We start from the raw sequence: 26,380 nt of genomic DNA, 5'->3' as shown, positions 1-26,380 counted from the left end.
CCGGGCCCCTCGTCGTATCCGCCCGCGTCGGTCAGGGGGTGACGCGAGCCGGCGGTGGATAGACCGTGCCGTCCTGGGCGTCGAAGAGCATCAGGTTGTGCTCGGCGGCCAGCCGTTCGATGTCGAGCAGCACCTGGTCCTCGCAGGTCGGGACGAGGTTCATCTCGATGTGGTCGCTGGCCGCGTGCAGTGGGGTGACTGCCCACGGGGTGCCCGGACCGGCCGGACGGTCGGGATACGCGGCGGTGATCGCCCGGTAGAAGCCGACCAGCCTCGGGTCGGGATGCCGCTCGCCGTGCCACCCCTCGCGGCACCGCTGCACCCCCGCCCGCACCTGGTCGGGTGTGGCCCCGGCGGGCAGGGCCCACACGCTCAGATCGAAACTCACGGCGGACAGCGTGCCATTCCCGGTACCGGTCCGTCATCCCTGCCGTGCCGCAGGTCGGTCCACCGACGGCGGATCCGGGAGCGATGACGGTCCGCTGTGGAGACTCTTGCGTCGAGTTGCGCCGATTCGCTAGCGTACTCGTGCGGTCACTGGCTGAGTTGAGACTTCGGCCCGTCTTCGGGTGGCGTGGTCGGGCGTCCGGCCTGCCGGCCCGCACCCCTCGGTTGCGCGAGCCACGCGCACTCGTCGCTGACCGGCCCTCACAGTCGTTGCCGCGATCGTGGGGGCCGATCGCGGATCGTGTCCCGGGTGCAAGGCGGGTTCAGCGCCGCCGGTCGGCGCAGAGCACCTGGTAGTCCGAGCCGGTGCGGAACCACGCCAGCCCGACCGGCCCGGCGGCGTAGAGGGCGGTGGCGTAGGCGTCGGCCATCGCGAGGTCCGGGCCCACCACGGTGGCGGCGACGAGTTGGTCGGCGGGCTCGCCGGTGTGCGGGTCGACCACGTGCCCCCGGCGTCCGGTCACCCCGGAGGTGCCCACCGCGCCGGCCGTCATCTCCAGCATCATGGGTGCGCGGCGTGCTTCCGTCGGGTGGTGCACGGCGACCCGCCACGGACCGCCGTGCGGCGCGTAACCGCGTACGGTGAGGTCGGCGCCGCTGAGCACGGCGTAGTCGTGGATGCCGGCGGCGCGCAGCCGGGCCGTGGCCCGCTCGACGGCCCAGCCGCCGAGCAGGCCGCCCGGGTCGAAACCGCCCGGCACCGCCCAGGCGTCGAACCACCCGTCGGTCGCCGCTCGCATCGCGGCGCAGCGGTCCACCAGGTCGGCCAACGGTGGGTACGACCCGGAGCTGATCTCGCCCCGGCGCAACTTCGACACCAGGCTGTCCGGTTGGTTCGGCCCGTACGTGAGGTCGATGGCGCGCAGTTCGGCGACCGCGTCCCCCAGCGCCTCCCCGACGCCTCGCCGGCCCAGCCAGGCGGGTGCGTTGAGCAGTAACGAGTACTCGGCGGTCGAGGTGCGTACGGTGTGCCGAACGCTGATCCGGTCGACGGCGGCGCCGCCGGCCCGGCCGAGCCGGTGGCTGCGGGCGCCGAGACGCAGGTCGGGACGGCTGGGGAAGGAAGGCTGGTCGATCCACCGGGTCCGGGGCTGCTCGCCGGCCCACTGGGTCCGTCGCCGCTCGTCGATCATTCTTCGACCCTAGGCAGCGGAGTTGTCCGCAACATGGATGCCGCCTGTGAGCCTGCTGAGACTCGCTCATCCCGAATGTTGGAAGAAGCGTACCGGGGGGCGGGACGGCGGCGTACCGTTGCGCGAAACGACGAGGTGAGGAGCGCAGGTGGCACGGATCGCGGTGGTGGCCGGGGACGGGATCGGGCCCGAGGTGGTCGAGCAGGCCCGCAAGGTCATCGACGCTGTGCTGCCCGGCGTGACCGCCACCGAGTACGACCTCGGCGCGGCCCGCTACCACCGCACCGGCGAGGTGCTGCCCGACTCGGTCCTCGACGAGCTGGCCGGGCATGACGCCATCCTGCTCGGCGCGGTCGGCGACCCGACGGTGCCGCCGGGCGTGCTGGAGCGCGGCCTGCTGCTCAAGCTTCGCTTCGCGTTCGACCAGTACGTCAACCTGCGCCCGTCGCGCCTCTGGCCGGGAGTGCCCGGGCCGCTGGCCGCCGTGAAACCGGGCGAGGTCGACCTGGTCGTGGTCCGCGAGGGGACGGAGGGCCTGTACGCCGGCGCCGGTGGCTCCCTGCACCGGAACACTCCGGCCGAGGTGGCCACCGAGGAGAGCCTGAACACCCGGCACGGCGTGGAGCGGGTGATCCGGGACGCGTTCGCCCGCGCCGGCCGCCGCGAGCGGCGCAAGGTCACCCTGGTGCACAAGACCAACGTGCTGACCCACGCCGGCTCGCTCTGGGCCCGCACCTTCGAGGCCGTCGCCGCCGAGCACCCCGACGTGACCACCGAGTACCAGCACGTCGACGCCGCCGCGATGTTCCTGGTCACCCAGCCGCAACGGTATGACGTGGTGGTCACCGACAACCTCTTCGGCGACATCCTCACCGACATCGCCGCCGCGGTGACCGGCGGCATCGGGTTGGCGGCCAGCGGCTGCATCAACCCCGAGGGGCGTTACCCGTCGATGTTCGAGCCGGTGCACGGCTCCGCGCCGGACATCGCCGGTCGTGGCCTCGCCGACCCGGTCGCCGCGGTGCTCTCCGCCGCGCTCCTGCTCGACCAGCTCGGCCATGCCGACGCCGCCGCCCGGGTCACGGCCGCCGTCGCCACGGAGCTGGCCGGCCGTACGCCGGGGGCGCCGCTGCGCACCGAGGAGGTCGGCGACCGGCTCGCCGGATACGCCGTAGCCTGACCTGGGCGGCCGCCGGCGTCGCTCGTTGCATCAGCATCGAATGATTTCGATCTGCTGGATGTACCCTATCCGCTGAACGACCGTTCGGGGTAAGTTTTCTGGCACCAGAGACGTCGGCGTGCGGTGGCGCATGCCGTAATGACCCGCAGGGAGGTCAGCGCGATGAGCGGTGGTGACAAGCTCGATTTCGAGACCCGTCCGAATCCCGCGCCGGTATCCGCCGCCGACCGGGCCGCCCTGCTGGCGAACCCCGGGTTCGGCCGTGTGTTCACCGACCACATGGTGACGATCCGGTACGCCGACGGTAAGGGCTGGTACGACGCCCGGGTGGAGGCACGCGCGCCGATCCCGATAGACCCGGCCGCCGCCGTCCTGCACTACGCGCAGGAGATTTTCGAGGGGCTGAAGGCGTACCGGACCGCGGACGGGGGCGTGACCCTCTTCCGGCCGGAGGCCAACGCGGCCCGCTTCAACGCGTCCGCCCGGCGGCTGGCGATGCCCGAACTGTCGCCGGAGACGTTCGTCGAGTCGCTGCGCCGACTGGTCGAGATCGACAAGGACTGGGTGCCGGAGGACGAGGACAGCAGTCTCTACCTGCGACCGTTCATGTTCGCCAGCGAGGTCTTCCTCGGCGTCCGGCCGGCCAACGAATACCTCTACGCGGTCATCGCCTCCCCGGCCGGCGCGTACTTCGCCGGTGGGGTCAAGCCGGTCACCGTCTGGGTCTCCCCGGACTACACCCGGGCGGCGCCGGGTGGCACCGGCGCGGCGAAGTGCGGCGGCAACTACGCCGCCTCGCTGGCCGCGCAGGCGGAGGCGATCGAGGCGGGCTGCGACCAGGTGGTCTTCCTGGACGCGGTGGAGCGGCGCTTCGTCGACGAGCTGGGCGGCATGAACGTCTTCTTCGTCTACGACGACAACACCCTGGTCACCCCGCCACTGACCGGCAGCATCCTGGCGGGCATCACCCGGGACGCGATCCTCACGCTGGCCGCCGAGTCCGGGCACCGGGTGGCGGAACGGCCGATCAGCTTCGCCGACTGGCAGGCGGACGCGGCCAGCGGCCGGCTGCGCGAGGTATTCGCCTGCGGCACCGCCGCCGTCATCACCCCGATCGGTGGGGTGCGCTTCCCCGACGGGGAGTTTCTCATCGGTGGCGGTGAGCCGGGACGCTCCACGATGGCGCTGCGGCAGCAGCTCGTCGACATCCAGCGCGGCCGGGCCGAGGACCGGCACGGCTGGGTGCAGCGGGTGGTCTGACGCTGAGTTGCCCATGACGGCCGGCATCGTCGACGGTGCCGGCCGTCTCACCTCATGCCCACCGCCGGGGTTTCAGTCGAGCAGGTGGGCGCGGAGGGCGGCGAGCTGCGCGTCGGTCAGGCCGGCGTGGCGCAGGTAGCCCTCGACCGAGCCGTACCCTTCGCGTAGCTCGGTGAGGAAGAGCAGCATCGCCTCCGTGGGGGAGGCGAGGAACGGGGGCGGCAGCTCCTCGGCCTCGGGCATGGTGGCCGCGACCCAGGCACTGAACCGGGCGGAGGCCTCGGTGCTCAGCGCGTAGTCGGCAGCGATGTCGTCGTCGGACACGCCGAGCACGGCCAGCGCGAGGCCGCAGACGATGCCGGTGCGATCCTTCCCGGCGACGCAGTGCACCACCACCGGTGCGTTGGCGCTGTCGGCGATCAAGCCGATCGCCTCGGCCAGCCCGGCGGTGCCGGTCCGGGCCAGGTCGGCGTACCGGTCGGCGAGGTAGCGGGTCAGGCTGGTGCCGGGCACGTACAGCTGCTCGGCCCACGCCCGGTGCTCGGGGTGGATGTGCCGGTAACGGAGACCGTCGTATGCGGGCACCCGGCCGTCGCGGGCCACTTCGGAGTGGCGGCGCAGGTCGATCACCGTGCGGATGCCGAGAGCGGTGAACGCCGTCCGGTCAGTCTCGTCAATCCGGTGCAGGGAGTCGGAGCGGTAGAGCCGGCTGCGGCGGACGGACCGCCCGTCGTGACCGGTCAGCCCGCCGACGTCGCGGAAGTTGAACAGGGCGGGGAAAGGGCTCCGGCCAGGGGTGTGAGTGACATCCATCCATGACACGGTAACGGCCGGCGGGGCCACGATGGGCCCCGCCGGCCGTACGACGCAGGTGCCTCCGCTATCGGGCGGTGCCCGGCGGGATCGACGAGTACGTGTCGTCGTAGTACCCGCCGAGCCTCTCCCGATACGCCGGATCCGCGTCGGTGGACACGTCGTACTCGGGCGCGGCCTTGATCTGGTCCTTGCTCCGGTCGACGTGGACCTTCCGTTCGTCGTGGTCGACGTGGTTGACGGTGCCGGCCGGCAGCATGACCTTCTTGCCGAAGATCCACGGCCCGGTGTCGACCACCAGGTAACTGGAGTTCACCTCGTGGCTGGCCCGGTCCACCTTGCCGATACCGCCGTCGCTCGCCTCCACTTTGTAGCCGACCAGGTCGATGCCGGTCACCCCGGCGTCGTCCGGGTAGCGCCACGGGTCGAAGCGCCCTGCGGGCGTCCGGTGGGTCGTTAGAGGGTCGAGCCGCTCCATCGCGTCCACTCCCTTTCTCGACTTTCTCGGGGGATGTGCCCTGTCGGACCCTTCGTACCCGGTTGTGGGGATCGCTACACCGGGCGACTCAGGCCAGCGCGGCCTCCGCGTCGAGGGCCACCGCGGCGGCGTGCACGACGGCCGCGATACGCAGCCCCTCGTGCACCTGCTCCCGGCTGAACCCGGCGGCGCGCAGGGTCTTCTCGTGCGACTCCAGGCAGACGCCGCAGCCGGTGATCGCCGAGACGGCGAGGCACCAGAGCTCGAAGTCGCCCTTGTCCACCCCCGGCCTGGCGATGATCTGCATCCGCAGCCGGGCCGGCAGCGAGGCGTACTGCTCGTCGCCGATCAGGTGCTTGGCCCGGTAGTAGATGTTGTTCATCGCCATGATCGTGGCCGCGCCCTTGGCCGCCTCGACCGCCTCCGGCGTGAGGTGACCGGCCGCCTCGGCGGCGATCTCCTTCAGCACCATCGGGTTGCGGGCCGCCACCGCGCAGGCCAGGGCGGTGCCCCAGGCCTGCTCCGGCTTGAGCGTCGAGGTGGCGATGGTGGAGCCGAGGTTGAGCTTGATGTCCTTGGCGTACTCGGGCAGCGCCGCCTTGACCGCGTCCAGGCCCATCGTCAGGCTCCGGCGCCGGCGAGCAGCGCGGTGGCGTCCAGGGTCGCGCCGCCCTTGTTCCAGTTGCACGGGCAGAGTTCGTCGGTCTGCAGCGCGTCCAGCACCCGCAGCACCTCGGAGACGTTCCGGCCGACCGAGCCGGCGGTCACCATCGCGAACTGGATCTCGTTGTTCGGGTCGACGATGAAGGTGGCCCGCTGGGCGACGCCGTCCTCGCCGAGCACGCCGCAGGCGGCGGTCAGCTCACGCTTGATGTCGCTGAGCATCGGGAAGGGCAGCTCGCGCAGGTCCGGGTGGTCCTTGCGCCACGCGTAGTGGACGAACTCGTTGTCGACGGAGACGCCGAGAACCTGGGCGTCCCGGTCGGCGAACTCGCCGTTGAGGCGGCCGAACTCGGCGATCTCGGTGGGGCAGATGAAGGTGAAGTCCTTCGGCCAGAAGAAGACCACCCGCCACTTGCCCTGGTGGGACTTGTGGTCGAGCGTCTCGAACGCCTTGTCGGCGTCCAGCGACACGCAGGCGGTGAGTTCGTACTCGGGGAAGCGGTCACCGACAGTGAGCACAGGTCCTCCTAGGGAGCGGATTGTCAACGGCGCGGGGCCGATAACTGGATCGGTTCCAAATTACCCCGCAGCCTTGTTTCCGCTTGTCGCCGGCCGGATGACTTGTGAAGTCGATCACCAGTGGCGCGTCCTGCCCAGGCTCCGTCCCTTGATCGGGTGACATCACCCTCCGTCATCGTCCCGATATGTGGATTGTGCCTCCCAGAACCGAGGCTGGGGTGGCAGAGTACGGATCGTGACCAGCTACGTCCTGATTATTTGCAGCTAGCGCGCCGGCTTCCCTCTCGCCGAGCGCGCAGACCTCCCGCATCCGCGGGGGGTCTTTTTGTTGCTCCCCTCAAGGCTCGAGAAGAGGACTCCCATGACCTTCCAGGTGTACGACACGACGCTGCGCGACGGCGCCCAGCGCGAGGGACTCAGCTACTCGGTGGTCGACAAGCTGGCGGTGGCCCGCCTGCTCGACGACCTCGGGGTCGGCTTCATCGAGGGCGGCTGGCCGGGCGCCGTCCCCAAGGACACCGAGTTCTTTCGGCGCGCCCGTACCGAGCTGCCGCTCAAGCACGCGATCCTGGTCGCCTTCGGTGCCACCCGTCGGGCCGGGGTAGCAGTCGAGACCGACCCGCAGGTACGCGGGCTGCTCGACGCCGAGACGCCGGCCGTGGCGCTGGTCGCGAAGGCGGACATTCGGCACGTCGAGCGGGCGCTGCGCACCACCGCGGCGGAAAACCTGGCGATGATCCACGACACGGTGCGGCACCTGGTGGAGCAGGGGCGGCGGGTCTTCGTCGACGGGGAGCACTTCTTCGACGGCTACCGGCACGACCCGGCGTACACCGCCGCGGTGCTGGAGACGGCGCTGAGCGCGGGCGCCGAGCGGTTCGTGCTCTGCGACACCAACGGCGGGATGCTGCCGTCCCAGGTGACCGCCGCCATCGCGGACGTCACCGCGCGCACCGGCGTGGCCCCGGAACTGCTCGGCATGCACGCCCAGAACGACACCGCCTGCGCGGTGGCCAACACCATCGCCGCCGTCGAGGCCGGGGTGCGGCACGTCCAGGGCACCGCCAACGGGTACGGCGAGCGCCCCGGCAACGCCGATCTCTTCGCGATCGTCGCCAACCTCCAGCTCAAGCTCGGGCTGCCCGTCCTGCCGGAGGGCTGCCTGGAACAGCTGGTGCGGGTCTCGCACGCCGTCGCCGAGATCGCCAACATCGCACCCGACACCCACCAGGCCTACGTCGGGGCCGCCGCCTTCGCCCACAAGGCGGGGCTGCACGCGAGCGCGATCAAGGTCGACCCGTTGCTCTACAACCACGTGGACCCGTCGGTGGTGGGCAACGACATGCGGATCCTGGTGACCGAGATGGCCGGACGGGCCAGCGTCGAGCTCAAGAGCCGCGAGCTCGGCCTGGACCTGTCCGGCCATCCGGAGACCCTGTCCACGGTCACCAAGCGGGTCAAGGAGCTGGAGGCCGGCGGCTGGTCGTTCGAGGCCGCCGACGCCTCGTTCGAGCTGCTCGTCCGCTCCGAGCTGCCGGGCCGGGCCGTGCCCCGGCCGTTCGCGCTGGAGTCGTACCGGGTGCTGGTCGAGCACCGCGAGGACGGCACGGTGATCTCCGAGGCCACCGTCAAGATCCGGGTAGGCGGCGAGCGGGTGATCGCCACCGCCGAGGGGAACGGCCCGGTCAACGCCCTGGACGAGGCGCTGCGGACGGGGCTGGCCCGGCACTACCCGCAGCTGCGTGACTTCGAGCTGGCCGACTACAAGGTCCGCATCCTGGAGGGCAGCAGCGGCACCGGCGCGGTGACCCGGGTGCTGCTGGAGACGGCCGGCGCGGGCCGCGACTGGACCACGGTCGGCGTCCACCCGAACGTGGTCGAGGCGAGCTGGCACGCCCTCGTCGACGCCCTCACCTACGGCCTGGACCGGGCCCGGGTGTAAGGAGGGGCCCCTGTAGACACGTCAGCCGGCCGGCAGGCGCAGCTCGGCGAAGACGGTCCGGTGGTCGCTGCCGGGCAGCGGGTGCACGGCCACCGAGCGGACCGCGATGCGCCGGTCGACCAGCACGTGGTCGATGGTGACCGGCGGGATCAGGTCGCTGTCGTAGGGGCCCCAGGTGCCGGCGAGCCCGGCGCCGGCTGAGTCGGCGGCGTCGACGTACCCGGTGGCGATCAGGTCCCGCAGCGGGGCGTGGTCGAGGGTGGCGTTGAAGTCTCCCGCCAGGATGCTCAGCTGCCCCTGGGGCGTGGCCGGCGGCTGCCCGCGCAGGTCGGTGCGCCACTCCGGCACCACCCTGACGGCGTACGGGGATGCCGGGTGCACCGACTCCACCCGCACGGGTGGCGCGCCCGGCACCGCCAGCGTCCCGTACGCCTGGGTGAAGGCGAAACCCTGGTTGCGCCGGATTCCGCTCTCGGCCAGCGGGAAGCGCGCGTACAGCCCGGAGCCGGTGGCGCCGGGCTCCGGGTTCAGCATCCGGTAGGGCAGCAGGTCGGCCAGCCCGAGGCGGTCCAGCTCGGTCGCGATGTCCGGGGTGAACTCCTGCACGGCCAGCACGTCCACCCGATGGCGGCGGACCAGGTCGACCAGCCGGCCCGGCTCGGCGCCGCCCAACAACAGGTTGGCGGTGAGCAGCCGCAGCGTCGGGCCGTCGGCTGCCGGCTGCGCACCGGCGACCGCGCGTGGCGCCACCGCACCGATCAGCGCCAGCGCCGCGGCCGCCGCGACCACCGCCGCCGCGCGCCGCCGCAGGGCGAGCGCCAGCCCCAGCGGCAGCAGAGAACCGGCGGCGACGTACGGCGTGAAGGCGACCGCCTGCACCAGCGGTCCCCGGTCCGACCCGACCATCCGGAATCCCACCCAGGCGGCCGCGGGCGCGACGCTGAGCCAGCACGCAGCCGTCGCGATCCGGCGGGTCCAGGCTCCGGTCCGCACCTCGTCCGTCGTCGTGGCCACGGCCGTCAACGTACCGTTCGGCGGCCCGTCGCGAGGTCCGGTACGGGCCGTACGCCGGGGCCGGGGCCCCCGCGCCCGCTGACAGTGCGGTCTGCGGCGAACTGCGCCGCCCGCACCCGCTCGTACCGTTGCCTTCCCCGGCCGGGGAGTTGTCCCGGTCCCGTCCGGAAACGACCTGGCAGGGATTGATAGTCCGACGTTTGTCCGACGGTCAGCACGGGAAGCAAGCACCGTGACGGACATCTCGGACACCCTGACCAGCGTGCCCAGCCCTGCCGACGCCGATGCCGGCGGCGTCGAGCTGGAACAGACCCTCTTCGAGGTCAAGCGCGTGATCGTGGGGCAGGACCGCCTCGTCGAACGCCTGCTCACCGCCCTGATCGCCGATGGGCACTGCCTGCTGGAGGGCGTGCCGGGCGTGGCCAAGACCCTCGCCGCGCAGACCCTCGCCACCGTCGTCGGCGGCACCTTCTCCCGCATCCAGTTCACCCCCGACCTGGTCCCCTCGGACATCGTCGGTACCCGCATCTACCGGGCCTCCAGCGAGTCGTTCGACGTCGAGCTGGGTCCGGTCATGGCCAACCTGCTGCTGGCCGACGAGATCAACCGGGCGCCGGCCAAGGTGCAGTCGGCGCTGCTGGAGGCGATGGCCGAACGGCAGGTCTCCATCGGCGGCCGGAGCTGGCCGGTCCCCGAGCCGTTCCTGGTGCTCGCCACCCAGAACCCGATCGAGTCGGAGGGCGTCTACCAACTCCCCGAGGCCCAGCGGGACCGGTTCCTCATGAAGGTCGTGGTCGACTACCCGAGCGACGCCGACGAACTGGCCATCCTCTACCGCATGAGCTGCGATCGGCCCACCCCCCGGCCGGTGCTCGACCCGGCCCGGCTGCGCGAACTCCAGCGCCGTGCCAGTCAGGTCTTCGTCCACCACGCGCTCGCCGAGTACGTCGTCCGGCTCATCCTCGCGAGCCGGGACCCCGGCCGGTTCGGGCTGGCCGACATCGCGCCCCTGCTGACGTACGGGGCCAGCCCCCGAGCGACCCTCGGTCTGGTCGCCGCAGCCCGCGCGCAGGCGCTGATCCGGGGCCGGGACCACGTGCTCCCGGAGGACGTCCGGGACCTGGCGGTGGACGTGCTGTCCCACCGGCTGGTGCTCTCCTTCGACGCGGTGGCCGACGGAGTGTCCGCCGACGCGGTGGTGCGCCGGCTGGTCGAGGCGGTGCCGCTGCCCCGGGTCGTCGCCGGTCGTCCCGAAACGGCGTCCGACCTGGCGGCGGCATGAGGCGCCGGGCCACCGCGACCCCGCCCGGGCCCGGTCTGGCGGATCTCGCCCCCGACCAGCGGCTGCGCCGGCTCGAACTGACCGTCACCCGGCGGCTGAACGGGTTGCTGCAGGGCCAGTACCACGGCCTGCTGCCCGGGCCGGGCAGCGAGATGGCCGGCAGCCGGGAGTACCGGCCTGGCGAGGACGAGGTACGCCGGATGGACTGGGCGGTCACCGCCCGGACCACCGTGCCGCACGTCCGCGAGGTCGACGCCGATCGGGAGCTGACCACCTGGCTGCTGGTCGATGCCAGCCCCAGCATGGAGTACGGCACCGCCACGCTGGACAAGCGCGAACTCGCGGTGGCCGCCGTGGCGGCGGTCGGGTTCCTCACCGCGGGCGTCGGCAACCGCCTCGGCGCACAGGTGCTCGCTCCAGACGGCGTACGCCGGTTTCCGGCCCGCAGCGGGCGGACCCACCTGCTCGGGCTGCTGCGCGCCCTGCTCGGCGCACCCCGGTTCGGCGCGGTTGACGCCGTGCCGCGAGCGGAAGCCCTGCCGGCCCTGGTCGACGGGCTGGCGGGCGTCGGGCGGGTGGCCACCCGGCGCGGTCTGGTGGTGGTCGTCTCCGACTTCCTGGACGGGCTGCCGGACGATCGGGACGCCGCCCCGCCCTGGGAGGCGGAGTTGCGCCGGCTCGCCGTCCGGCACCAGGTGCTCGCGGTGGAGGTGACCGACCCGCGCGAGTTGGAGCTCCCGGACGTCGGCCTGGTCACCCTGGTCGACCCGGAGACCGGGCGGCGCCGCGAGGTGTGGACCGGCGACCGGCACCTGCGCACGCGGTACGCCGAAGCCGCTGCCGCCGAACGCGACCAGGTACGCCAGGCGCTGCGCCGGGCCGGGGCGACCCACCTGGCGCTGCGGACCGACCGGGACTGGACCGCCGACATCGTGCGGCACGTGCACCACCAGCGCCGGCTGGCCACCGCGCCCGCCCCGGCCCGGGGAGGCGCCGCATGACCTGGCAGTCGCCCGCCCGACTCTGGCTCCTGCTCGGCGTCGCCGCCCTCGTCGTCGGCTACCTGGCGATGCAGCGCCGGCAGAGCCGGTACGCGCTCCGCTTCACCAACCTGCGCCTGCTGGACCGGGTCGCGCCGCGCCGACCGGCCTGGCGTCGGCACGTGCCGGCGGGCCTCTTTCTCGCCATGCTCGCGCTGCTGGTGGTCGGCTTCGCCCGGCCCAGCGCCGAGGTACGGGTGCCCCGGGAGCGTGCCACCGTGATGTTGGCGGTGGACGTCTCCACCTCGATGCTCGCCACCGACGTCGAGCCGGACCGGATGACCGCCGCCAAGCAAGCCGCCCGCCGGTTCGCCGACGGCCTGCCGAAGGAGTTCAATGTCGGGCTGGTCGCCTTCGCCGGCAGCGCGGCGGTGCTGGTCCCGCCGGGCACCGACCGGGACGCCCTGCACGAGGGGATCGGGCGGCTCGCCGACGGGATCACCGGCGTCCAGGGCACCGCCATCGGGGAGGCGATCAGCACCTGCCTGGGCGCGGTGAAGAGCCTGGACGCCAAGGCCGCCAAGGACCCGCCGCCGGCCCGGATCATCATCCTCTCCGACGGCGCGAACACCTCCGGGATGGACCCGATGGAGGCCGCCGCACAGGCCTTGGCGGCCAAGATCCCGGTGCACGCCATCTCGTTCGGCACCCCGTCGGGCTTCGTCGACCGCGGCGGGCGAGCCATCCAGGTGCCGGTAGACGGGCAGACCCTCAAGGCGGTGGCCGAGGAGACCGGGGGCCGCTTCCACGAGGCGGCCAGCAGCTCCGAGCTGCGCGCCGTCTACGAGGACATCGGCACGTCGGTCGGCTACCGCAAGGAACGGCAGGACATCTCGGCCCGCTTCATCGGCATGGGACTGGTGTTCGCCATGGGTGCGGCCGCCGGATCCCTGCGGTGGTTCTCCCGGCTGCCCTGATCCGCACCACTCACCCGGCATGTCGGCACGACACGTGAGGAGCCAGGTATGGCAGTGCAGACCGGACTCGGCGAGCCGCGCGGCCCGTGGTTCGTCTCGCCCGAGCTGGATCCGGACCGGCGCGGGCACTGGGCGGCACCCGGATCGGAGGGAGGCCCGGGGCGACCGAGCTGGCGCGGCCGGCTGCTCAGCGCGCTGGCGGTGGTGGCCCTCGCCACGCTCTCCGGGGCGGCGGCCGGCAGTTGGGTGGCCGGCCACGACGCGGCCGGGCCCGCCGCGGCTTCCGCCGCACCGGTGCCGGCCGAGCTGGTCACCGCCGCCGAGAAGACCGTGCCCGGGGTGGTCTCGGTGATGGTCGGCGGTTCGTCTGCGTCGTCGGCCAGCGGCTCGGGCTTCGCCATCGACCGTGAGCAGCACATCGTCACCAACGACCACATTCTGGCCAAGGGCGGCTCCGGCCCGGTGACCGTGGAGACCTCCGACGGCCGGCGGTTCAACGCCGAGGTGGTGGGGCGGGAGTCGAGCAGCGACCTGGCGGTGCTCAAGGTGCCCGCGTCGGCCGGGCTGACACCGCTGCCGTTGGCCAAGCCCAACTCCACCCGGGTCGGCGAGCCGGTGATCGCGGTCGGTTCCCCGCTCGGGCTGGCCGGCACGGTGACCGCCGGTATCGTCAGCGCGCTCAACCGGCAGGTCAAGATCGGCAACGGTCGGCACACCGCGGTGCAGACCGACGCGTCGATCAACCCGGGCAACTCGGGCGGCCCGCTGGTCAACGCGCGGGGCGAGGTGGTCGGCGTGAACACGGCCATCGCCACGATCGACGGCAACGGCTCGATCGGCATCGGGTTCGCGATCCCGATCGACCAGGTGCAGCAGACCGCCGACACGATCATCGGTCGGGGTGGCTGACCGGCCCTGACCTGCGCCGGTATACCGAAACATTCGGCAGGATCGGGTGAACTGTCGGATATCCGGCGTGGGACTATCGGGCCATGGAAATATTACGCTGAGTATGGATACTGGCGTGGGTGGAGCAAGCTGTCATCGCGGCCCTCCTCGTGGTGGGCCTGGTCATCGGCACCGGCATCGGCGCGGCGTACGCCCGCGCGAAGCGCGGCTGGAAGGACTACCGAACCGCCCGGAACACCGTTCCCGGCGCCCGGCGGACCGCCTGGCTGGCAACCCGTACGGTCATCACCAAGGTGGGCGTGATCGCCCTGCTGCTCGTCGGCGCGGCCGCGTACGCGGCGGTCGGGTCGGACGATGAGCGGACGGTTCCCGCGCCCACCCCGACCTCGACACCCACCCCGAGTCATCCGATGGGGCGTTAGCCTCACCGGGTGGACGACGGACTGCGGGTGACCGACCGGATCGTGGTGCCCGAAGGCGAGCTGCGGGAACGTTTCTCCCGCTCGTCCGGTCCGGGTGGGCAGGGCGTCAACACGGCCGACAGCCGGGTGGAGCTCAGCTTCGACCTGGCCGGTTCGCCGAGCGTGCCCGAGCCGCTGCGCGCCCGCGCGTTGGAGCGGCTCGCCGGCCGGCTGGTCGACGGCGTGCTGACCGTGGCCGCCAGCGAGCACCGGGCGCAACTGGCCAACCGGGAGGCCGCCCGCGACCGGCTGGTCGCCCTGCTGCGCGAGGCGGTCGCCCCGCCGCCGAAACCCCGCCGCCCGACCCGCCCGTCCCGGGCGGCGAAGGAACGCCGCCTCGCCGAGAAGAAACGCCAGTCCCAGCGCAAACGCGATCGCCGGGTGGACGGCGACTGACCGGCCGCGCCGGAAACGGTTTGTGGCCGAGCGGGGCGCTGCCCAGAATCCGCCGCATGCCCGCTGACTTCTCCGTCAAGCCCACCCTCACCGGCGACCGGGTCGTGCTGCGCCCGTTCGTCGACGACGACATCGCCGCCTTTCAAGCCATCGCGTCCGATCCGGAGGTGGCCCGGTTCACCGGCAGCCCGCCGGGCGAGGCGTTCGACCTCGGTCGGCTCCGGGCCTGGTACGGCACCCGCAACAGCCAGACCGACCGGCTCGACCTGGCGGTGGTGGACAGGGCGACCGGGGCCTGCGTGGGCGAGGTGGTCCTCAACGAATGGGACGGCCACAACCGCAGCTGCAACTTCCGTACGCTGATCGGCCCCGCCGGCCGCGACCGGGGGCTCGGCACCGAGGCGGTCCGGCTGATCGTCGGGTACGGCTTCGAGCAGCTCGACCTGCACCGGATCTCGTTGGAGGTGTTCGCCTTCAACCCGCGCGCCCGGCGGGTTTACGAGAAGGTCGGCTTCGTCGCCGAGGGGACGCTGCGCCAGGTGCTCCGCGACGGCGATCACTGGGTCGACGCCTCCGTCATGTCGATCCTCGCCGCGGAGTGGGCCGCGCACCGGGGCCACCCGGAGTCCGGCAAGCGGGACCGGGGTTGAGTTTGGAGCCGTCGAACCGCTTCAATGTACGCGGGAGCAAGGGCCGTCACCGACCACCACGTCACGTGACAGGAGTCCCCTCATCATGCTCCGTGCACCTCTGCGCGCCGCGCTGATCGCGGTCGCCGCCCTCGTTCCCGTCCTCGCCGTCGGGCTGGCCGTCGTCTCGACGGCGCCTCCGGCCACCGCTGCCACCACCCCGGTACGCATCATGCCGCTCGGTGACTCGATCACCGGCTCGCCGGGCTGCTGGCGGGCGCTGCTCTGGAACCGCCTCCAGTCCACCGGCTACACCGACATCGACTTCGTCGGCACCCTCGGCCCGCAAGGGTGTGGCGTTCCGTACGACGGGGACAACGAGGGCCACGGCGGCTATCTGGTGACCAATGTGGCCAACCAGAACCTGCTGCCCGGCTGGCTCTCCGCCACCCGCCCGGACATCGTGCTGATGCACTTCGGCACCAACGACGTCTGGAGCAACATCGCGCCGGCGACCATCCTGGCCGCGTACTCGAAGCTGGTGGACCAGATGCGGGCCAGCAACCCGGCGATGACGGTCATCGTCGCGAAGATCATCCCGATGGCCCCGAGCAGTTGCCCGGAGTGCGGCCAGCGGGTCGTCGCACTCAACGCCACGATCGACGGCTGGGCCGCGGGGAAGACCACGGCCGCCTCGCCGGTGGTGGTCGTCGACCAGTGGACCGGGTTCAACACCGCCAGCGACACGTACGACGGGGTGCACCCGAGCGCCTCCGGTGACCAGAAGATGTCCGATCGCTGGTACCCGGCGCTCACCTCGGCCCTGCGCCGGACCACCCCGACGCCCACCACGTCGCCCACCGGCAGCCCCACGCCCAGCACGTCGCCCACCGCCAGCCCCAAACCCACCACGTCGCCCACCGCCAGCCCCACGCCGACGCCGACGTCGACCGGGAAACCCGGCACAGGCTGCGCCGCCGACTACCGAATCGTGGGCGAGTGGCCAGGCGGCTTCCAGGGTGAGGTGAACGTCCGCAACACCGGCACCGCGTCGATCTCCGGCTGGACCGTCCGCTTCACCTTCGCCAACGGCCAACGGATCAGCCAGTCGTGGAGCGCCGACCTGACCCAGAGCGGCGCCCAGGTGACCGCGCGGAACGTGAGCTGGAACGGCGCGCTCGCCCCGGCCGCCCAGACCGCCTTCGGCTTTTTGGCCGACGTCACCGGCTCGAATTCCGTACCCACGGTGAGCTGCGCCGTGAGCTGAGCTCGCTCGGGGCGATCAACTCCGTGTGCGGCAACAGGTGGTCTCGCAGCCGCTTGTGACCACAACATGCCGCACACGGAGTTGATTAAGAGGCAGCGAGCAGCCGGGCCCGCAGGCGGGCGGCCCGCTCGGCGAAGCCACGCTGAGCGGCGACGTATTCGGCCCGGCCCTCCGGGGTCTCCACCCGCACCGGCGGGTAGCCCAGCTCCGCCAGGTCATAGGGCGAGGCCCGCATGTCGAGGGTGCGGATCTCCCGGGCCAGCGCGAAACAGTCCGCCACCAGCTCCGAAGGCACCAGCGGGGAGAGCTTGTACGCCCACTTGTAAAGGTCCATGTTGGCGTGCAGGCAGCCCGGCTGCTCCAGCGCGTGCTGGGTCTCGCGGGCCGGGGTGAGCACGTTCAGCGGCCGGGCCGGCGCGGTGAAGAACCGGTACGCGTCGAAGTGGCTGCACCGTACGCCCCGCTCCTCGACGACGGCGGAGGTGGCCTCCGGGCCGAGCCGCAGCGGCCAGGCGTTGTGGCGTACCTCGTCCTGGGTCTGCCGGTAGACCATCGCCCACTCGTGCATCCCGAAACAGCCGAGGTGGGCCGGGCGGCCGGCGGTCGCCGCGAGCAGCGTACGGATCCAGTCGATCGACTCGGCGCGCTGTGCGCGTACCCCATCGGTGTCGAGGGTGAGCCCGGCGGCGGTGGCGCGGTAGTCCCGGCCGAACTCGGCCGGATCCGCGTCACGCAGCACCACCCCGGCACCCGGATGCCAGCGGCGCAGCTGGGCCGGACGGTGCGAGTAGTAGGTGAAGAGGAAGTCCTCCACCGGGTGCTTCACGCCGCTGCGCCGGCGGGCCAGGTGCGGCGTCAGCCAGGCGTCCAACCGCTGCTCGTGGGCGCGCCGCCGGGCCTGCCAGTCGGGCGCGTCGAGCGCGGTGGCGGGGACGAGGGCGGCGGTCACGGCCCCAGGGTACGACCGCCGCCCGCGCTCTGGTCAGGGCACGTCCACCCGGACGCCGGCGGAGAAGACGCCGCTCCGTAGCTCCAACTGCTTGGGCTGGTCGCTGCCGTGCACCGTGAAGACCAGCGGAAGGAGCACCCGGCTGCCCGCGGCGACCGGCTGGGCGAAGATGTCCCGCCCGAGGTTGGCGACCCGGGTGGCGTCCTCGTCGGCGGCGACCCAGTTGCCGTTGGGCAGGTACGCCCGTTGCAGCTGCCCGTGCCAGGTCTGCTCGCCCGACGTGAGGTTGCGCACCCCCACCGTGGCCAGGCACTGCCGGCCGCCCGCCGAGGTCGATGGCAGTGTCCCGGCGCCGCAGGCCACCCGGTAGACGGTGAACTCGAACGCGGTCTCGCGCAGCGGGACACCGACCGCCCCGGTCACGCTCCGGCCCATCCAGGCGCCGCTGGTCGGCTGCTTGCCGGTGTCGATCGCGGCGACCCGCTGGGTGGCCGTCCAGGCCGCCGCGAGGACCACGCCGGCCAGCACCACCGCGGCGATCGGGATCACCAACCACACCGGCGGGGTACGCCGTCGCCCGGTCCGTGCCGGCATCGCCGGGCGCGAATAGACCGTGCCGCGTTGCGCCGGGTCGGCCGTTCCGCCGGCGAGCGCCGGGGCGCCGACGTCCGTCACCGCCGTGCCGGCCGACGCCGCCCCGGAGCGCCGCCGGCGGCGGCTCCACCACCAGGCGAGCACGCCGAAGGTGACGACCAGAAGCGCCGCCAGCGCGGCCAACAGGACCGGCAATCGCCGCCACACCGGTGGCGCCGCCGCCACCTGCGTACCGGGTGTCGCCGCGCCCGCCCAGGTCGCCGTGGCGCAGTCGTACGGCCGGGTGCCGTCGGTGCCGTACGCGCAGGCGGGTGCGGTCACCGACTGCCCGGGCGTGGTGGTGCTGAGGGCGGTGTTCAGGGTGGTGGTGCTGTGCGGCGGCAGCTTCAGCTGCCAGGTCACCACGCCAGTGGTGGACGCGCCCGCCGCCGGGGTGGCCCGGCCGCCGCCGGTCACCGTGGTCGCCTTCGACCCGGCCGGCAGCTCCTGCCGTACGGTCGTCTCGACCACGCTGTTCCCGCCGTTGCGCAGCTGGATCTGGTAGCCGGGCGCCGGGGTGTTGGCCGCGGTCATCGCCACCGTTACCGGCGGGTTCGACATCGGGACCGGGGCCGGCTTCGCGGGCGGCACCGCCGGTGGGGCCGCCGGCGCGCCGGTCGGGATGGATGTTTCGCGGGCCACCGGGGCGGCCTGCGCGGCCACCGGGTTCGCGGGTGCGGCCGTGGCCCGGGGCACCGCGGCGGGCAGGGCCGGTACGGCGGCGATGACCCCGAGACAGTTCACGATCAGGGCCAGGGATCTGTGGTGTCGCTTCGTTGCAGTCATGGCCGAACCTCCCGGACCCGAAGCTATGGTCCCCGGCCCGCCGTGCGGGTACGAAGTCGACATTCCCGCCCCGGTCGGCGCGGGGCAGCGTACTCTGCGCGTCCGCAGGCGGGTGCTGACGTGGCGTGGCCCGCGTCGGGCGTGGTTGGGCCGGTGGCGGCGATAGATTGGCCGGGTGCGTATCGCTCGTTTCGCTCATGCCAAGGGAATGTCGTTCGGGGTCGTCGAGGGCGAGCCGGGGGCCGGGCCGCAGGGCCTGACCATCGCCGAGATCGACGGCCACCCGTTCGGGCAGGTCACCTTCTCCGGCGCCCGCTGGGCGCTCTCCGACGTCCGACTGCTCTCGCCGATCCTGCCAAGCAAGGTGGTCTGCGTCGGCCGCAACTACGCCGAGCACGCCGCCGAACACGGCAGCGAGGTGCCCAAGGAACCGTTGCTCTTCCTCAAACCGTCCACGTCGGTGATCGGCCCACGGGACGCGATCCGCCTGCCGATCTTCTCCAAGCAGGTGGAGCACGAGGCGGAGTTGGCCGTGGTGATCGGTGCTCCGGGCGCGCGGCGCGCCGACCGGGCCGCCGCCGAGCGGGCCATCTTCGGCTACACCTGCGCCAACGACGTCACCGCTCGGGACCTGCAACGCTCCGATGGGCAGTGGACCCGTGCCAAGGGCTTCGACTCGTTCTGCCCGCTTGGTCCGTGGATCACCACGGGGCTGGACGTCACCGATCTGGAGATCCGGTGTGAGGTGGGTCGCAACCCGGAGGAGATGGAGGTACGCCAGCTCGGCCGGACCAAGGACATGGTTTTCGACGTGCCGGCCCTGGTGTCGTACATCTCCCACGTGATGACGCTGCTTCCGGGGGACGTGGTGCTGACCGGCACCCCGGCCGGGGTTAGTCCGCTCACCGACGGGGATACGGTCACCGTGCGGATCGAGGGGATCGGCGAGCTCACCAACCCGGTGGTCCCGGTCGCCTGATGCGTCCGACGTCTCGTTTCCGCTGGTCAGGGGTGGTGCGAGGGGTTGGATTTGGCCTGTCGGCACCGGGAGGGTAAAGTTCATTCCCGGCACCGCAAGGGGCCAATGGGGTATGGGGTAATTGGCAGCCCGACTGATTCTGGTTCAGTTAGTCTAGGTTCGAGTCCTGGTACCCCAGCGCAACCGCGGATTCGCGAGAATCCCGGGACGCTGGATTCTGGTGGAGTTCCGCTCCGCCCCTCTTCGGAGGGGCGGCAGGTGATCTCTGATAGAGTGCAGCTTCCTCGCCTCCGGGCAAGGGAGCACATTGGTTCTGGCCCCGTCGTCTAGCGGCCCAGGACGCCGCCCTCTCAAGGCGGTAGCGCCGGTTCGAATCCGGTCGGGGCTACATCGCATACAGCCCGTCCCGCCTTCGGTGGGGCGGGCTGTTCCGTATCTCGGCCCGTTGTTTCGCTCCGGGCGACCATGATCAACGCGGTGTGCGGCAAAACGTGGTCTTCTCGCCGACGGAGACCACCACTTGCCGTACATCGGGTTGATCGAGGAGCAGTGGCGACCGCGACCGCCAACGCCCCGGTCGGTGCCGCCCCCGCCGTTTGGCGCCTCGGGCGGTGCCGCCCCCGCCGTTGGGCGCCTCGGGCGGTGCCGCCCCCGCCGTTGGGCGCCTCGGGCGGTGCCGCTAGACTACTTCCCGCACCGCTCGCCAGGGCGGTGAAGCAGGAAAGTGCCTGGCCCCGTCGTCTAGCGGCCCAGGACGCCGCCCTCTCAAGGCGGTAGCGCCGGTTCGAATCCGGTCGGGGCTACCACGCTGATCGGCCCGGTCTCGCTCCGCGAGACCGGGCCGATTCCGTTTCCCGCCCGCCCGGTCCCCAATGTCGTTGATCATGAGGTTAGCGGCGTGCCAGGCTCTCGAACGGCCGCCAACCTCATGATCAAACGGGGTGGGAGGTTAGAGGCCGGAGAGGCGTTGGCCGGCGCGGACGACGGCCATGGCGTGGCGTTCGCCGGGGCGGCGGCCGACGCGTTCGATCGGGCCGGAGATGCTGATCGCCGCGATCACCCGGCCGGTGCGGTCACGGATCGGAGCTGAGACGCTCGCCACGCCCGCCTCGCGCTCGGCCACGCTCTGTGCCCAGCCACGGCGGCGCACCTCGGCCAGGGTGCGGCCGGTGAACTTCGAACGGGGCAGCAGCGGCATGACCGCCTCCGGCGGCTCCCAGGCGAGCAGGATCTGGGCTGCGGAACCGGCCGTCATGGGCAGCACCGAACCGACCGGCACGGTGTCCCGCAGGCCGCTGGCCCGCTCGGCGGCGGCCACGCAGATGCGCTCGTCGGCGCGGCGCAGATAGAGCTGGGCGCTCTCGCCGGTGGCGTCGCGCAGCGCGGAGAGCAGTGGCTCGGCCGCGGTCAGCAGCACGTCCGGCGCGGCGTTGGCCAGTTCGCCGAGCCGGGGGCCCGGGCGCCAGCGCCCCTGGGTGTCCCGGACCAGCATCCGATGGATTTCCAGCGCCTGTGCCAACCGGTGCGCGGTGGCCCGCGGCAGCTTGGTGCGTTCAACGAGCTCGGCCAGGCTGGCGCCGTCGACACAGGCGGCCAGGATGACCACCGCCTTGTCGAGAACGCCGACACCGCTCATACTGTGTCCCACAAGCCGAAATTTACCTCCCAGAATTTAGGATGTCCAGATGGTGGGAGTCACTCAACCGAGGACCCTGGCCGAGAAGGTCTGGGACGCGCACGTCGTTCGCTCCGCCGCCGGCGAGCCGGACCTGCTCTTCATCGACCTGCACCTGCTCCACGAGGTCACCAGCCCGCAGGCGTTCGACGGGCTGCGCCTGGCCGGGCGCCGGGTCCGGCGTACCGACCTGACGATCGCGACCGAGGACCACAACACCCCGACCGGGTACGACAATCCGGCCTTCCGGTCCCGGCGTGGCGACCTGCTGACCATCGCGGACCCCACCTCCCGCACCCAGATCGAGACGCTGCGCCGCAACTGTGCCGAGTTCGGTGTGCGGCTGCACCCGCTGGGCGACGAGAACCAGGGCATCGTGCACGTCATCGGCCCGCAGTTGGGCCTCACCCAGCCGGGCCTGACGATCGTCTGCGGCGACTCGCACACCGCCACCCACGGCGCGTTCGGCGCGCTCGCCTTCGGCATCGGCACCAGCGAGGTGGAGCACGTGCTGGCCACCCAGACGCTGCCGCAGGCCCGACCGAAGACCATGGCGGTCAACGTCACCGGCCGGCTCACCCCGGGCGTCACCGCAAAGGACCTGGTGCTGGCGCTGATCGCGCAGGTGGGCACCGGCGGCGGGCGAGGCCACATCGTGGAGTACCGGGGCGAGGCGATCCGTGACCTCTCCATGGAAGGCCGGATGACCATCGCCAACATGTCCATCGAGTGGGGCGCCAAGGCCGGCATGATCGCGCCGGACGAGACCACCTTCGCGTACCTGAAGGGGCGGCCGAACGCGCCACAGGGGGCCGACTGGGACGCCGCGGTGGCGTACTGGAAGACGCTGCCCACCGACGAGGGGGCGACCTTCGACGCGGAGGTGACCCTGGACGCCAGCCGGGTCACCCCGTTCGTCACCTGGGGCACCAACCCCGGCCAGGGCGCGCCGTTGGGCTCGGCGGTGCCGAACCCGGAGGACTTCGTCGCCGAGCCGGAGCGGGCCGCCGCCCGCCGGGCGCTTGAATACATGGACCTCACGCCCGGCACCCCGCTGCGCGACCTGGCCGTCGACGTGGTTTTCGTCGGCTCCTGCACAAACGGCCGGTTGGAGGACCTCCGCGCCGCCGCTGACGTGCTGCGCGGGCGTCAGGTGGCCGACGGCGTACGCATGCTGGTGGTGCCCGGGTCCGCCGCGGTCCGCGAGGCGGCCGAGGCGGAGGGGCTGGACAAGGTCTTCGCCGACGCCGGCGCCGAGTGGCGCTTCGCCGGCTGCTCCATGTGCCTCGGGATGAACCCGGACACCCTCTCGCCGGGCCAGCGCTCGGCCTCGACCTCCAACCGCAACTTCGAGGGCCGCCAGGGCCGGGGCGGGCGTACCCACCTGGTGTCCCCGCCGGTCGCCGCCGCCACCGCCGTGGTCGGCCGGCTGGCCGCCCCCGCCGACCTGTAGAAGGGCAGCCGAGAGATGGACAAGTTCAACACCCACACCGGCACCGCAGTGCCGCTGCGGCGATCCAACGTGGACACCGACCAGATCATCCCCGCCGTGTACCTCAAGCGGGTGACCAGGACCGGGTTCGCCGATGGGCTCTTCAGCGCGTGGCGGGAGGATCCGTCATTCGTTCTCAACGACCCCACCCATTTGGGAGCCTCGATTCTCATCGCCGGCCCCGAGTTTGGTACGGGTTCCTCCCGCGAGCACGCCGTCTGGGCGCTGCGGGACTGGGGCTTCCGGGCCGTCATCTCGCCCCGCTTCGGCGACATCTTCCGCGGCAACGCGCTCAAGGAAGGTCTCCTTCCGGTCGAGCTGGAATTGCAGGCCGTGGAGGAACTCTGGGATCTGGTGGATTCCGACCCCACCACCCCGATCACGGTCGACCTCGCCGCCCGCCAGGTCCGCGCCGGGGATGCCACCTGGGCCTTCCCGCTGGACGACCACAGCCGTTGGCGGCTGATGGAGGGCTTGGATGACATTGGACTCACCCTCCGGCACGCGGCCGAGATCGGCGCGTACGAGCGGTCCCGGCCGGCGTTTCTGCCGTCGGTCGCCTGACCGCAGATAGCTTTTCGCCCCCACCGGCCCGGCCGGTGGGGGCGAATCCGTTACGACACAACGCCTTTTTTCCACCGAATGTTTGTATCCCGGCATCACAGGGCATACCGTGCGCGCAGAATGGCTCGCGTAGTCAGTTGCACAATCGGGAGGAAGTCGTGAACAAGGCCGAGCTCATCGAGGCGCTCGCCGTTCGCCTGGGGGACCGGAAGACGGCGACGGCCGCGCTCGACGCGGTCCTCGCTGAGGTCCAGGCGGCGGTCACCAAGGGCGAGAAGGTGGCGATCACCGGATTCGGAGCGTTCGAAAAGCGCGTCCGGGGTGCCCGAACAGCGCGCAACCCGCGGACAGGCGAGGCGGTGAAGGTCAAGAAGACCTCCGTCCCGACCTTCCGCCCAGGCGCTGGTTTCAAGGAGATGGTGGCCAACGGCAAGGTGGCGAAGAACACCGCCGCCGCCAAGAAGATCACCGCAGCCGCCGCCAAGGCCGCCGCCGGCACGAAGGCGGCCGGGGCCAAGGCGGCCGCGGCGAAGAAGACCACCGCGGCCGGCGCCGCCAAGAAGACCACGGCGGCGAAGGCCGCCACGACCACCGCCGCGGCGAAGAAGGCCCCGGCCGCGAAGAAGACCACGGCCGCCAAGAAGGTCACTGCCGCCAAGAAGGCCGCGCCGGCGAAGAAGGTCACGGCGGCGAAGAAGACCGCGCCGGCGAAGAAGGCCACGGCGGCGAAGAAGACCACCGCGGCCAAGAAGACCACGGCGGCGAAGAAGACCACCGCCGCCAAGAAGGCGCCCGCGAAGAAGGCACCGGCCCGGAAGAGCACCACGCGGCGTTGACCGCACCGCCGAAAAGGGCGCCCACCGTCTGCGGTGGGCGCCCTTTTCGTGGGTACGCGTTGACCCGCCGCAGCGCTCGCCCGGCCCCTCCTTACAGGCGGTCGGCGGCGAGTAGGTGGTCGTTGGCGAAGGCGAGCAGCCAACCGCCGCCCTTGGGGGTGGTGAAGTCGTCCGCCCGGCCGGTGAGACGTTCCAGCAGGCCCGGCATCACCTTGCCCTGGCTGCACACCGCGACCGGGTCGCCGGCGGCGGCCAGGGCGGTGAGGCAGGTCGCTGCGGCGAGGACGCACTCGTCCGGCTGCTGGCCGGGCTTCGGCTCGTCCAGGTCGCCGGTCACCTCGATCGGCAGGTCCAGCAGCGCGGCCGCCGGATCGAGGGTCTGCACGCAGCGGCGGGCCGAGGCGGCGAGCAGTCGTACCGGACGGACCACGGCCACCAGCTCGGCCAGCGCCCGCGCCTGGGCCCAGCCCTGCGCGTCCAGCGGCCGGCCGGTGTCCGGGCCGGCCCAGGTGCCCCGCCTGCCGGCGTGCGCGTGCCGGAGCAGCAGCACGGTGTTGGTGACCGGCGGCAGCGCCGCGAACGCGACGATCACCTCGGCGTCGTGCGGGTAGCTGACCCGGCGTGCCGCCTCGTCGACCCCGAACCAGCGCACCTCGTCGACCTCGGTGCCCGGCTGGAATCCGCCGCTCGCGACGGCCCGCATCGACCAGTGGTCGACCGCCTTCGGCCGCCCCTCGCTGCGGTAGCGGACCGTGGGCAGGCGCACCTGCGGCACGGCCCGTACGTCGGTTTCCTCGGCGACCTCGCGGACGGCGGCCCGCAGCGGGTGTTCCCCGGCGTCCAGCTTGCCCTTGGGCAGCGACCAGTCGTCGTACCTGGGCCGGTGCACGAGACAGACCTCGACGCCACCGGCCCCGGGGCGCCAGACGACCCCGCCCGCCGCGCGGATGCCCACCGGCTCGTCGTCCGTCATCCGCTCACGGTAACGGTGTCGAGCGCACCGGTACGCGTGAACGCGGCCCTGCCGAGTTCACGCGTCGTCGCCGATTTCCGCCACGAGCGAGGCCGTCGGCGGGGCCGCGAAATGGCATGCCACGAACTGCCCCGCCGCTTTCTCCTCCAGTGGTGGCGCAGTGGTGGCGCAGATCTCCGCCGCCTTCCAGCACCGGGTGCGGAACCGGCAACCCGAGGGCGGATCGACCGGGCTGGGCACATCCCCGGCGAGCCGAATGCGTTGCTTCGGCGGTGTCCCGCGTACCAGGGCGAGGTCCGGCACGGCGGAGAGCAAGGCCTGGGTGTACGGGTGCCGCGGCGCGGTGTAGACCGATTCGCGTGGGCCGATCTCGGTGATCTGGCCGAGATACATCACGGCGACCCGGTCGCAGAAGTGCCGCACGACGCCGAGATCGTGGGCGACGAAGATGAATGCGATGCCGAACTCCTTGCGCAGATCCTCAAGGAGGTTCATGACCTGCGCCTGGATGGAGACGTCGAGCGCACTGACCGGTTCGTCGGCGACGATCACGCGCGGCCGGGCCGCCAGCGCCCGGGCGATGCCGATGCGCTGCCGCTGACCGCCGGAGAACTCGTGCGGGTAACGGTTGTAGTGCTCGGGGTTGAGCCCCACCACCTCGAGCAACTCCTGGACCCGGGGGATCTCCTTCCCCTTGGGCACGATGTCGTGCACTCGAAGGGCCGTACCCACGATCGTGCCGACCGTATGACGCGGGTTGAGCGACGAGTACGGATCCTGGAAGATCAGCTGGATCTCCCGCCGGTACGGGCGCAGCTGCCGCTCGTCCATATGGGCGATGTCGACCCCCTGGTAGAGGATCTGTCCGCTCGTCGGCTGCAGCAGCCGCGTGATCAGCCGGCCGGTGGTCGTCTTGCCGCAGCCGGACTCACCGACCAGGCCGAGGGTCTCCCCTTCGCGCAGGGTCAGCGAGATGCCGTTGACCGCCTGCACCGCGCTCGACCTACGCCGCAGCAGGCCACCGCCGCGAATGGGGAAGTGCATGACGAGGTCCTTGAGCTCCAGCAACGGGGCGCCCGGCACGGCCGGGATGCGGGCGCGGGCCGGGGGCGTTACGGGCTCGGTGGCAGTCGTGGTCATCGC

General features: G+C 72.1%; 27 protein-coding genes and 3 tRNA genes. 18 read left to right on the top strand and 12 right to left on the bottom strand.

What is annotated here, in order from left to right; genetic code table 11:
• Positions 1-31 precede the first annotated feature (31 nt).
• Both AB0C02_RS08645 and AB0C02_RS08640 read right to left on the bottom strand, forming a co-directional pair.
• Complete coding sequence (locus tag AB0C02_RS08645; protein WP_357542646.1) at positions 32-388, bottom strand: hypothetical protein; 357 nt, start codon at positions 386-388, stop codon at positions 32-34.
• 322 nt (positions 389-710) lie between these two features.
• Positions 711-1,580, bottom strand: a complete 870-nt coding sequence (locus AB0C02_RS08640) for an FAD:protein FMN transferase (RefSeq protein ID WP_357542644.1) — start codon at positions 1,578-1,580, stop codon at positions 711-713.
• Positions 1,581-1,728: 148 nt separating this feature from the next.
• Here AB0C02_RS08640 and AB0C02_RS08635 point away from each other — a divergent pair, with 148 nt between their 5' ends.
• Both AB0C02_RS08635 and AB0C02_RS08630 read left to right on the top strand, forming a co-directional pair.
• Complete coding sequence (locus tag AB0C02_RS08635) at positions 1,729-2,760, top strand: 3-isopropylmalate dehydrogenase (RefSeq protein ID WP_357542642.1); 1,032 nt, start codon at positions 1,729-1,731, stop codon at positions 2,758-2,760.
• A 162-nt stretch (positions 2,761-2,922) separates the two neighbouring features.
• A complete protein-coding gene (locus AB0C02_RS08630; protein ID WP_357542640.1) occupies positions 2,923-4,020 on the top strand; it encodes a branched-chain amino acid aminotransferase in 1,098 nt (365 codons plus the stop codon).
• 72 nt (positions 4,021-4,092) lie between these two features.
• Here the strand turns inward: AB0C02_RS08630 and AB0C02_RS08625 are convergent, their stop codons facing one another.
• The 4 genes from AB0C02_RS08625 to AB0C02_RS08610 all read right to left on the bottom strand — a co-directional run bounded on the left by AB0C02_RS08625 (position 4,093) and on the right by AB0C02_RS08610 (position 6,493).
• Complete coding sequence (locus AB0C02_RS08625) at positions 4,093-4,833, bottom strand: tyrosine-protein phosphatase (RefSeq protein WP_357542638.1); 741 nt, start codon at positions 4,831-4,833, stop codon at positions 4,093-4,095.
• A gap of 67 nt (positions 4,834-4,900) precedes the next feature.
• A complete protein-coding gene (locus tag AB0C02_RS08620) occupies positions 4,901-5,311 on the bottom strand; it encodes a PRC-barrel domain-containing protein (RefSeq protein WP_357542636.1) in 411 nt (136 codons plus the stop codon).
• 88 nt (positions 5,312-5,399) lie between these two features.
• Positions 5,400-5,930 (bottom strand): carboxymuconolactone decarboxylase family protein, encoded by a 531-nt coding sequence (locus tag AB0C02_RS08615; protein WP_357542634.1) that lies wholly within the window; start codon positions 5,928-5,930, stop codon positions 5,400-5,402.
• A 2-nt stretch (positions 5,931-5,932) separates the two neighbouring features.
• Complete coding sequence (locus AB0C02_RS08610) at positions 5,933-6,493, bottom strand: peroxiredoxin (RefSeq protein ID WP_357542632.1); 561 nt, start codon at positions 6,491-6,493, stop codon at positions 5,933-5,935.
• Positions 6,494-6,854: 361 nt separating this feature from the next.
• Between AB0C02_RS08610 and cimA the strand changes: the two genes are divergently transcribed.
• Positions 6,855-8,435: a citramalate synthase gene (gene cimA, locus AB0C02_RS08605; RefSeq protein WP_357542630.1), complete on the top strand. Its 1,581-nt coding sequence runs from the start codon at positions 6,855-6,857 to the stop codon at positions 8,433-8,435.
• A 21-nt stretch (positions 8,436-8,456) separates the two neighbouring features.
• Here the strand turns inward: cimA and AB0C02_RS08600 are convergent, their stop codons facing one another.
• Positions 8,457-9,341, bottom strand: a complete 885-nt coding sequence (locus tag AB0C02_RS08600; RefSeq protein ID WP_357542878.1) for an endonuclease/exonuclease/phosphatase family protein — start codon at positions 9,339-9,341, stop codon at positions 8,457-8,459.
• A 340-nt stretch (positions 9,342-9,681) separates the two neighbouring features.
• Between AB0C02_RS08600 and AB0C02_RS08595 the strand changes: the two genes are divergently transcribed.
• The 8 genes from AB0C02_RS08595 (at position 9,682) to AB0C02_RS08560 (ending at position 16,350) form a co-directional block, all read left to right on the top strand.
• Positions 9,682-10,731 (top strand): MoxR family ATPase, encoded by a 1,050-nt coding sequence (locus tag AB0C02_RS08595; protein ID WP_357542628.1) that lies wholly within the window; start codon positions 9,682-9,684, stop codon positions 10,729-10,731.
• Positions 10,728-11,732, top strand: a complete 1,005-nt coding sequence (locus AB0C02_RS08590; protein ID WP_357542626.1) for a DUF58 domain-containing protein — start codon at positions 10,728-10,730, stop codon at positions 11,730-11,732. Before AB0C02_RS08595 ends, AB0C02_RS08590 begins: the two co-directional genes overlap by 4 nt.
• Positions 11,729-12,688, top strand: a complete 960-nt coding sequence (locus AB0C02_RS08585; RefSeq protein ID WP_357542625.1) for a VWA domain-containing protein — start codon at positions 11,729-11,731, stop codon at positions 12,686-12,688. The genes AB0C02_RS08590 and AB0C02_RS08585 overlap by 4 nt, the downstream gene beginning before the upstream one ends.
• Before the next feature lie 48 nt (positions 12,689-12,736).
• Positions 12,737-13,597, top strand: coding sequence for a trypsin-like peptidase domain-containing protein (locus AB0C02_RS08580; protein WP_357542623.1), 861 nt, complete (start codon positions 12,737-12,739; stop codon positions 13,595-13,597).
• 119 nt (positions 13,598-13,716) lie between these two features.
• Complete coding sequence (locus AB0C02_RS08575) at positions 13,717-14,019, top strand: hypothetical protein (protein WP_357542621.1); 303 nt, start codon at positions 13,717-13,719, stop codon at positions 14,017-14,019.
• Positions 14,020-14,028: 9 nt separating this feature from the next.
• Positions 14,029-14,454, top strand: coding sequence for an alternative ribosome rescue aminoacyl-tRNA hydrolase ArfB (gene arfB / locus AB0C02_RS08570; protein ID WP_357542619.1), 426 nt, complete (start codon positions 14,029-14,031; stop codon positions 14,452-14,454).
• 56 nt (positions 14,455-14,510) lie between these two features.
• Positions 14,511-15,104, top strand: a complete 594-nt coding sequence (locus tag AB0C02_RS08565) for a GNAT family protein (protein WP_357542617.1) — start codon at positions 14,511-14,513, stop codon at positions 15,102-15,104.
• Positions 15,105-15,189: 85 nt separating this feature from the next.
• Positions 15,190-16,350, top strand: coding sequence for a cellulose binding domain-containing protein (locus tag AB0C02_RS08560; RefSeq protein WP_357542615.1), 1,161 nt, complete (start codon positions 15,190-15,192; stop codon positions 16,348-16,350).
• A gap of 85 nt (positions 16,351-16,435) precedes the next feature.
• Here the strand turns inward: AB0C02_RS08560 and AB0C02_RS08555 are convergent, their stop codons facing one another.
• Positions 16,436-17,299 carry a 3-methyladenine DNA glycosylase gene (locus AB0C02_RS08555; RefSeq protein WP_357542613.1) on the bottom strand — a complete coding sequence of 288 codons (864 nt, stop codon included), beginning with the start codon at positions 17,297-17,299 and terminating at the stop codon, positions 16,436-16,438.
• A gap of 33 nt (positions 17,300-17,332) precedes the next feature.
• Positions 17,333-18,718, bottom strand: coding sequence for a hypothetical protein (locus AB0C02_RS08550; RefSeq protein ID WP_357542611.1), 1,386 nt, complete (start codon positions 18,716-18,718; stop codon positions 17,333-17,335).
• A gap of 175 nt (positions 18,719-18,893) precedes the next feature.
• Between AB0C02_RS08550 and AB0C02_RS08545 the strand changes: the two genes are divergently transcribed.
• The 4 genes from AB0C02_RS08545 to AB0C02_RS08530 all read left to right on the top strand — a co-directional run bounded on the left by AB0C02_RS08545 (position 18,894) and on the right by AB0C02_RS08530 (position 20,503).
• Positions 18,894-19,697 carry a fumarylacetoacetate hydrolase family protein gene (locus AB0C02_RS08545; RefSeq protein WP_357542609.1) on the top strand — a complete coding sequence of 268 codons (804 nt, stop codon included), beginning with the start codon at positions 18,894-18,896 and terminating at the stop codon, positions 19,695-19,697.
• A gap of 106 nt (positions 19,698-19,803) precedes the next feature.
• Positions 19,804-19,875: transfer RNA gene (locus AB0C02_RS08540), tRNA-Gln, on the top strand.
• A 137-nt stretch (positions 19,876-20,012) separates the two neighbouring features.
• Positions 20,013-20,085: transfer RNA gene (locus AB0C02_RS08535), tRNA-Glu, on the top strand.
• Between the two features lie 342 nt (positions 20,086-20,427).
• Positions 20,428-20,503, top strand: a tRNA-Glu gene (locus tag AB0C02_RS08530).
• Positions 20,504-20,646: 143 nt separating this feature from the next.
• Here the strand turns inward: AB0C02_RS08530 and AB0C02_RS08525 are convergent.
• Positions 20,647-21,333, bottom strand: a complete 687-nt coding sequence (locus AB0C02_RS08525) for an IclR family transcriptional regulator (protein ID WP_357542607.1) — start codon at positions 21,331-21,333, stop codon at positions 20,647-20,649.
• 49 nt (positions 21,334-21,382) lie between these two features.
• On the opposite strand from AB0C02_RS08525, the gene leuC reads away from it, so the two are divergent.
• The 3 genes from leuC to AB0C02_RS08510 all read left to right on the top strand — a co-directional run bounded on the left by leuC (position 21,383) and on the right by AB0C02_RS08510 (position 24,264).
• Positions 21,383-22,825 (top strand): 3-isopropylmalate dehydratase large subunit, encoded by a 1,443-nt coding sequence (gene leuC, locus AB0C02_RS08520; RefSeq protein ID WP_357542605.1) that lies wholly within the window; start codon positions 21,383-21,385, stop codon positions 22,823-22,825.
• Positions 22,826-22,840: 15 nt separating this feature from the next.
• Positions 22,841-23,428 carry a 3-isopropylmalate dehydratase small subunit gene (gene leuD, locus AB0C02_RS08515; RefSeq protein WP_357542603.1) on the top strand — a complete coding sequence of 196 codons (588 nt, stop codon included), beginning with the start codon at positions 22,841-22,843 and terminating at the stop codon, positions 23,426-23,428.
• Between the two features lie 158 nt (positions 23,429-23,586).
• Positions 23,587-24,264, top strand: coding sequence for an HU family DNA-binding protein (locus AB0C02_RS08510; RefSeq protein WP_357542601.1), 678 nt, complete (start codon positions 23,587-23,589; stop codon positions 24,262-24,264).
• Positions 24,265-24,355: 91 nt separating this feature from the next.
• On the opposite strand, the gene AB0C02_RS08505 is transcribed toward AB0C02_RS08510, so the two are convergent.
• Both AB0C02_RS08505 and AB0C02_RS08500 read right to left on the bottom strand, forming a co-directional pair.
• A complete protein-coding gene (locus tag AB0C02_RS08505; protein WP_357542599.1) occupies positions 24,356-25,237 on the bottom strand; it encodes an NUDIX hydrolase in 882 nt (293 codons plus the stop codon).
• 57 nt (positions 25,238-25,294) lie between these two features.
• Positions 25,295-26,377, bottom strand: coding sequence for a dipeptide ABC transporter ATP-binding protein (locus AB0C02_RS08500; RefSeq protein ID WP_357542597.1), 1,083 nt, complete (start codon positions 26,375-26,377; stop codon positions 25,295-25,297).
• Positions 26,378-26,380: the final 3 nt, after the last annotated feature.

Origin of the sequence: Micromonospora sp. NPDC048999 (genome assembly GCF_040649295.1) — a bacterium.
Taxonomy (GTDB): domain Bacteria; phylum Actinomycetota; class Actinomycetes; order Mycobacteriales; family Micromonosporaceae; genus Micromonospora.
This window is presented reverse-complemented; position numbering and strand designations above follow the sequence as displayed.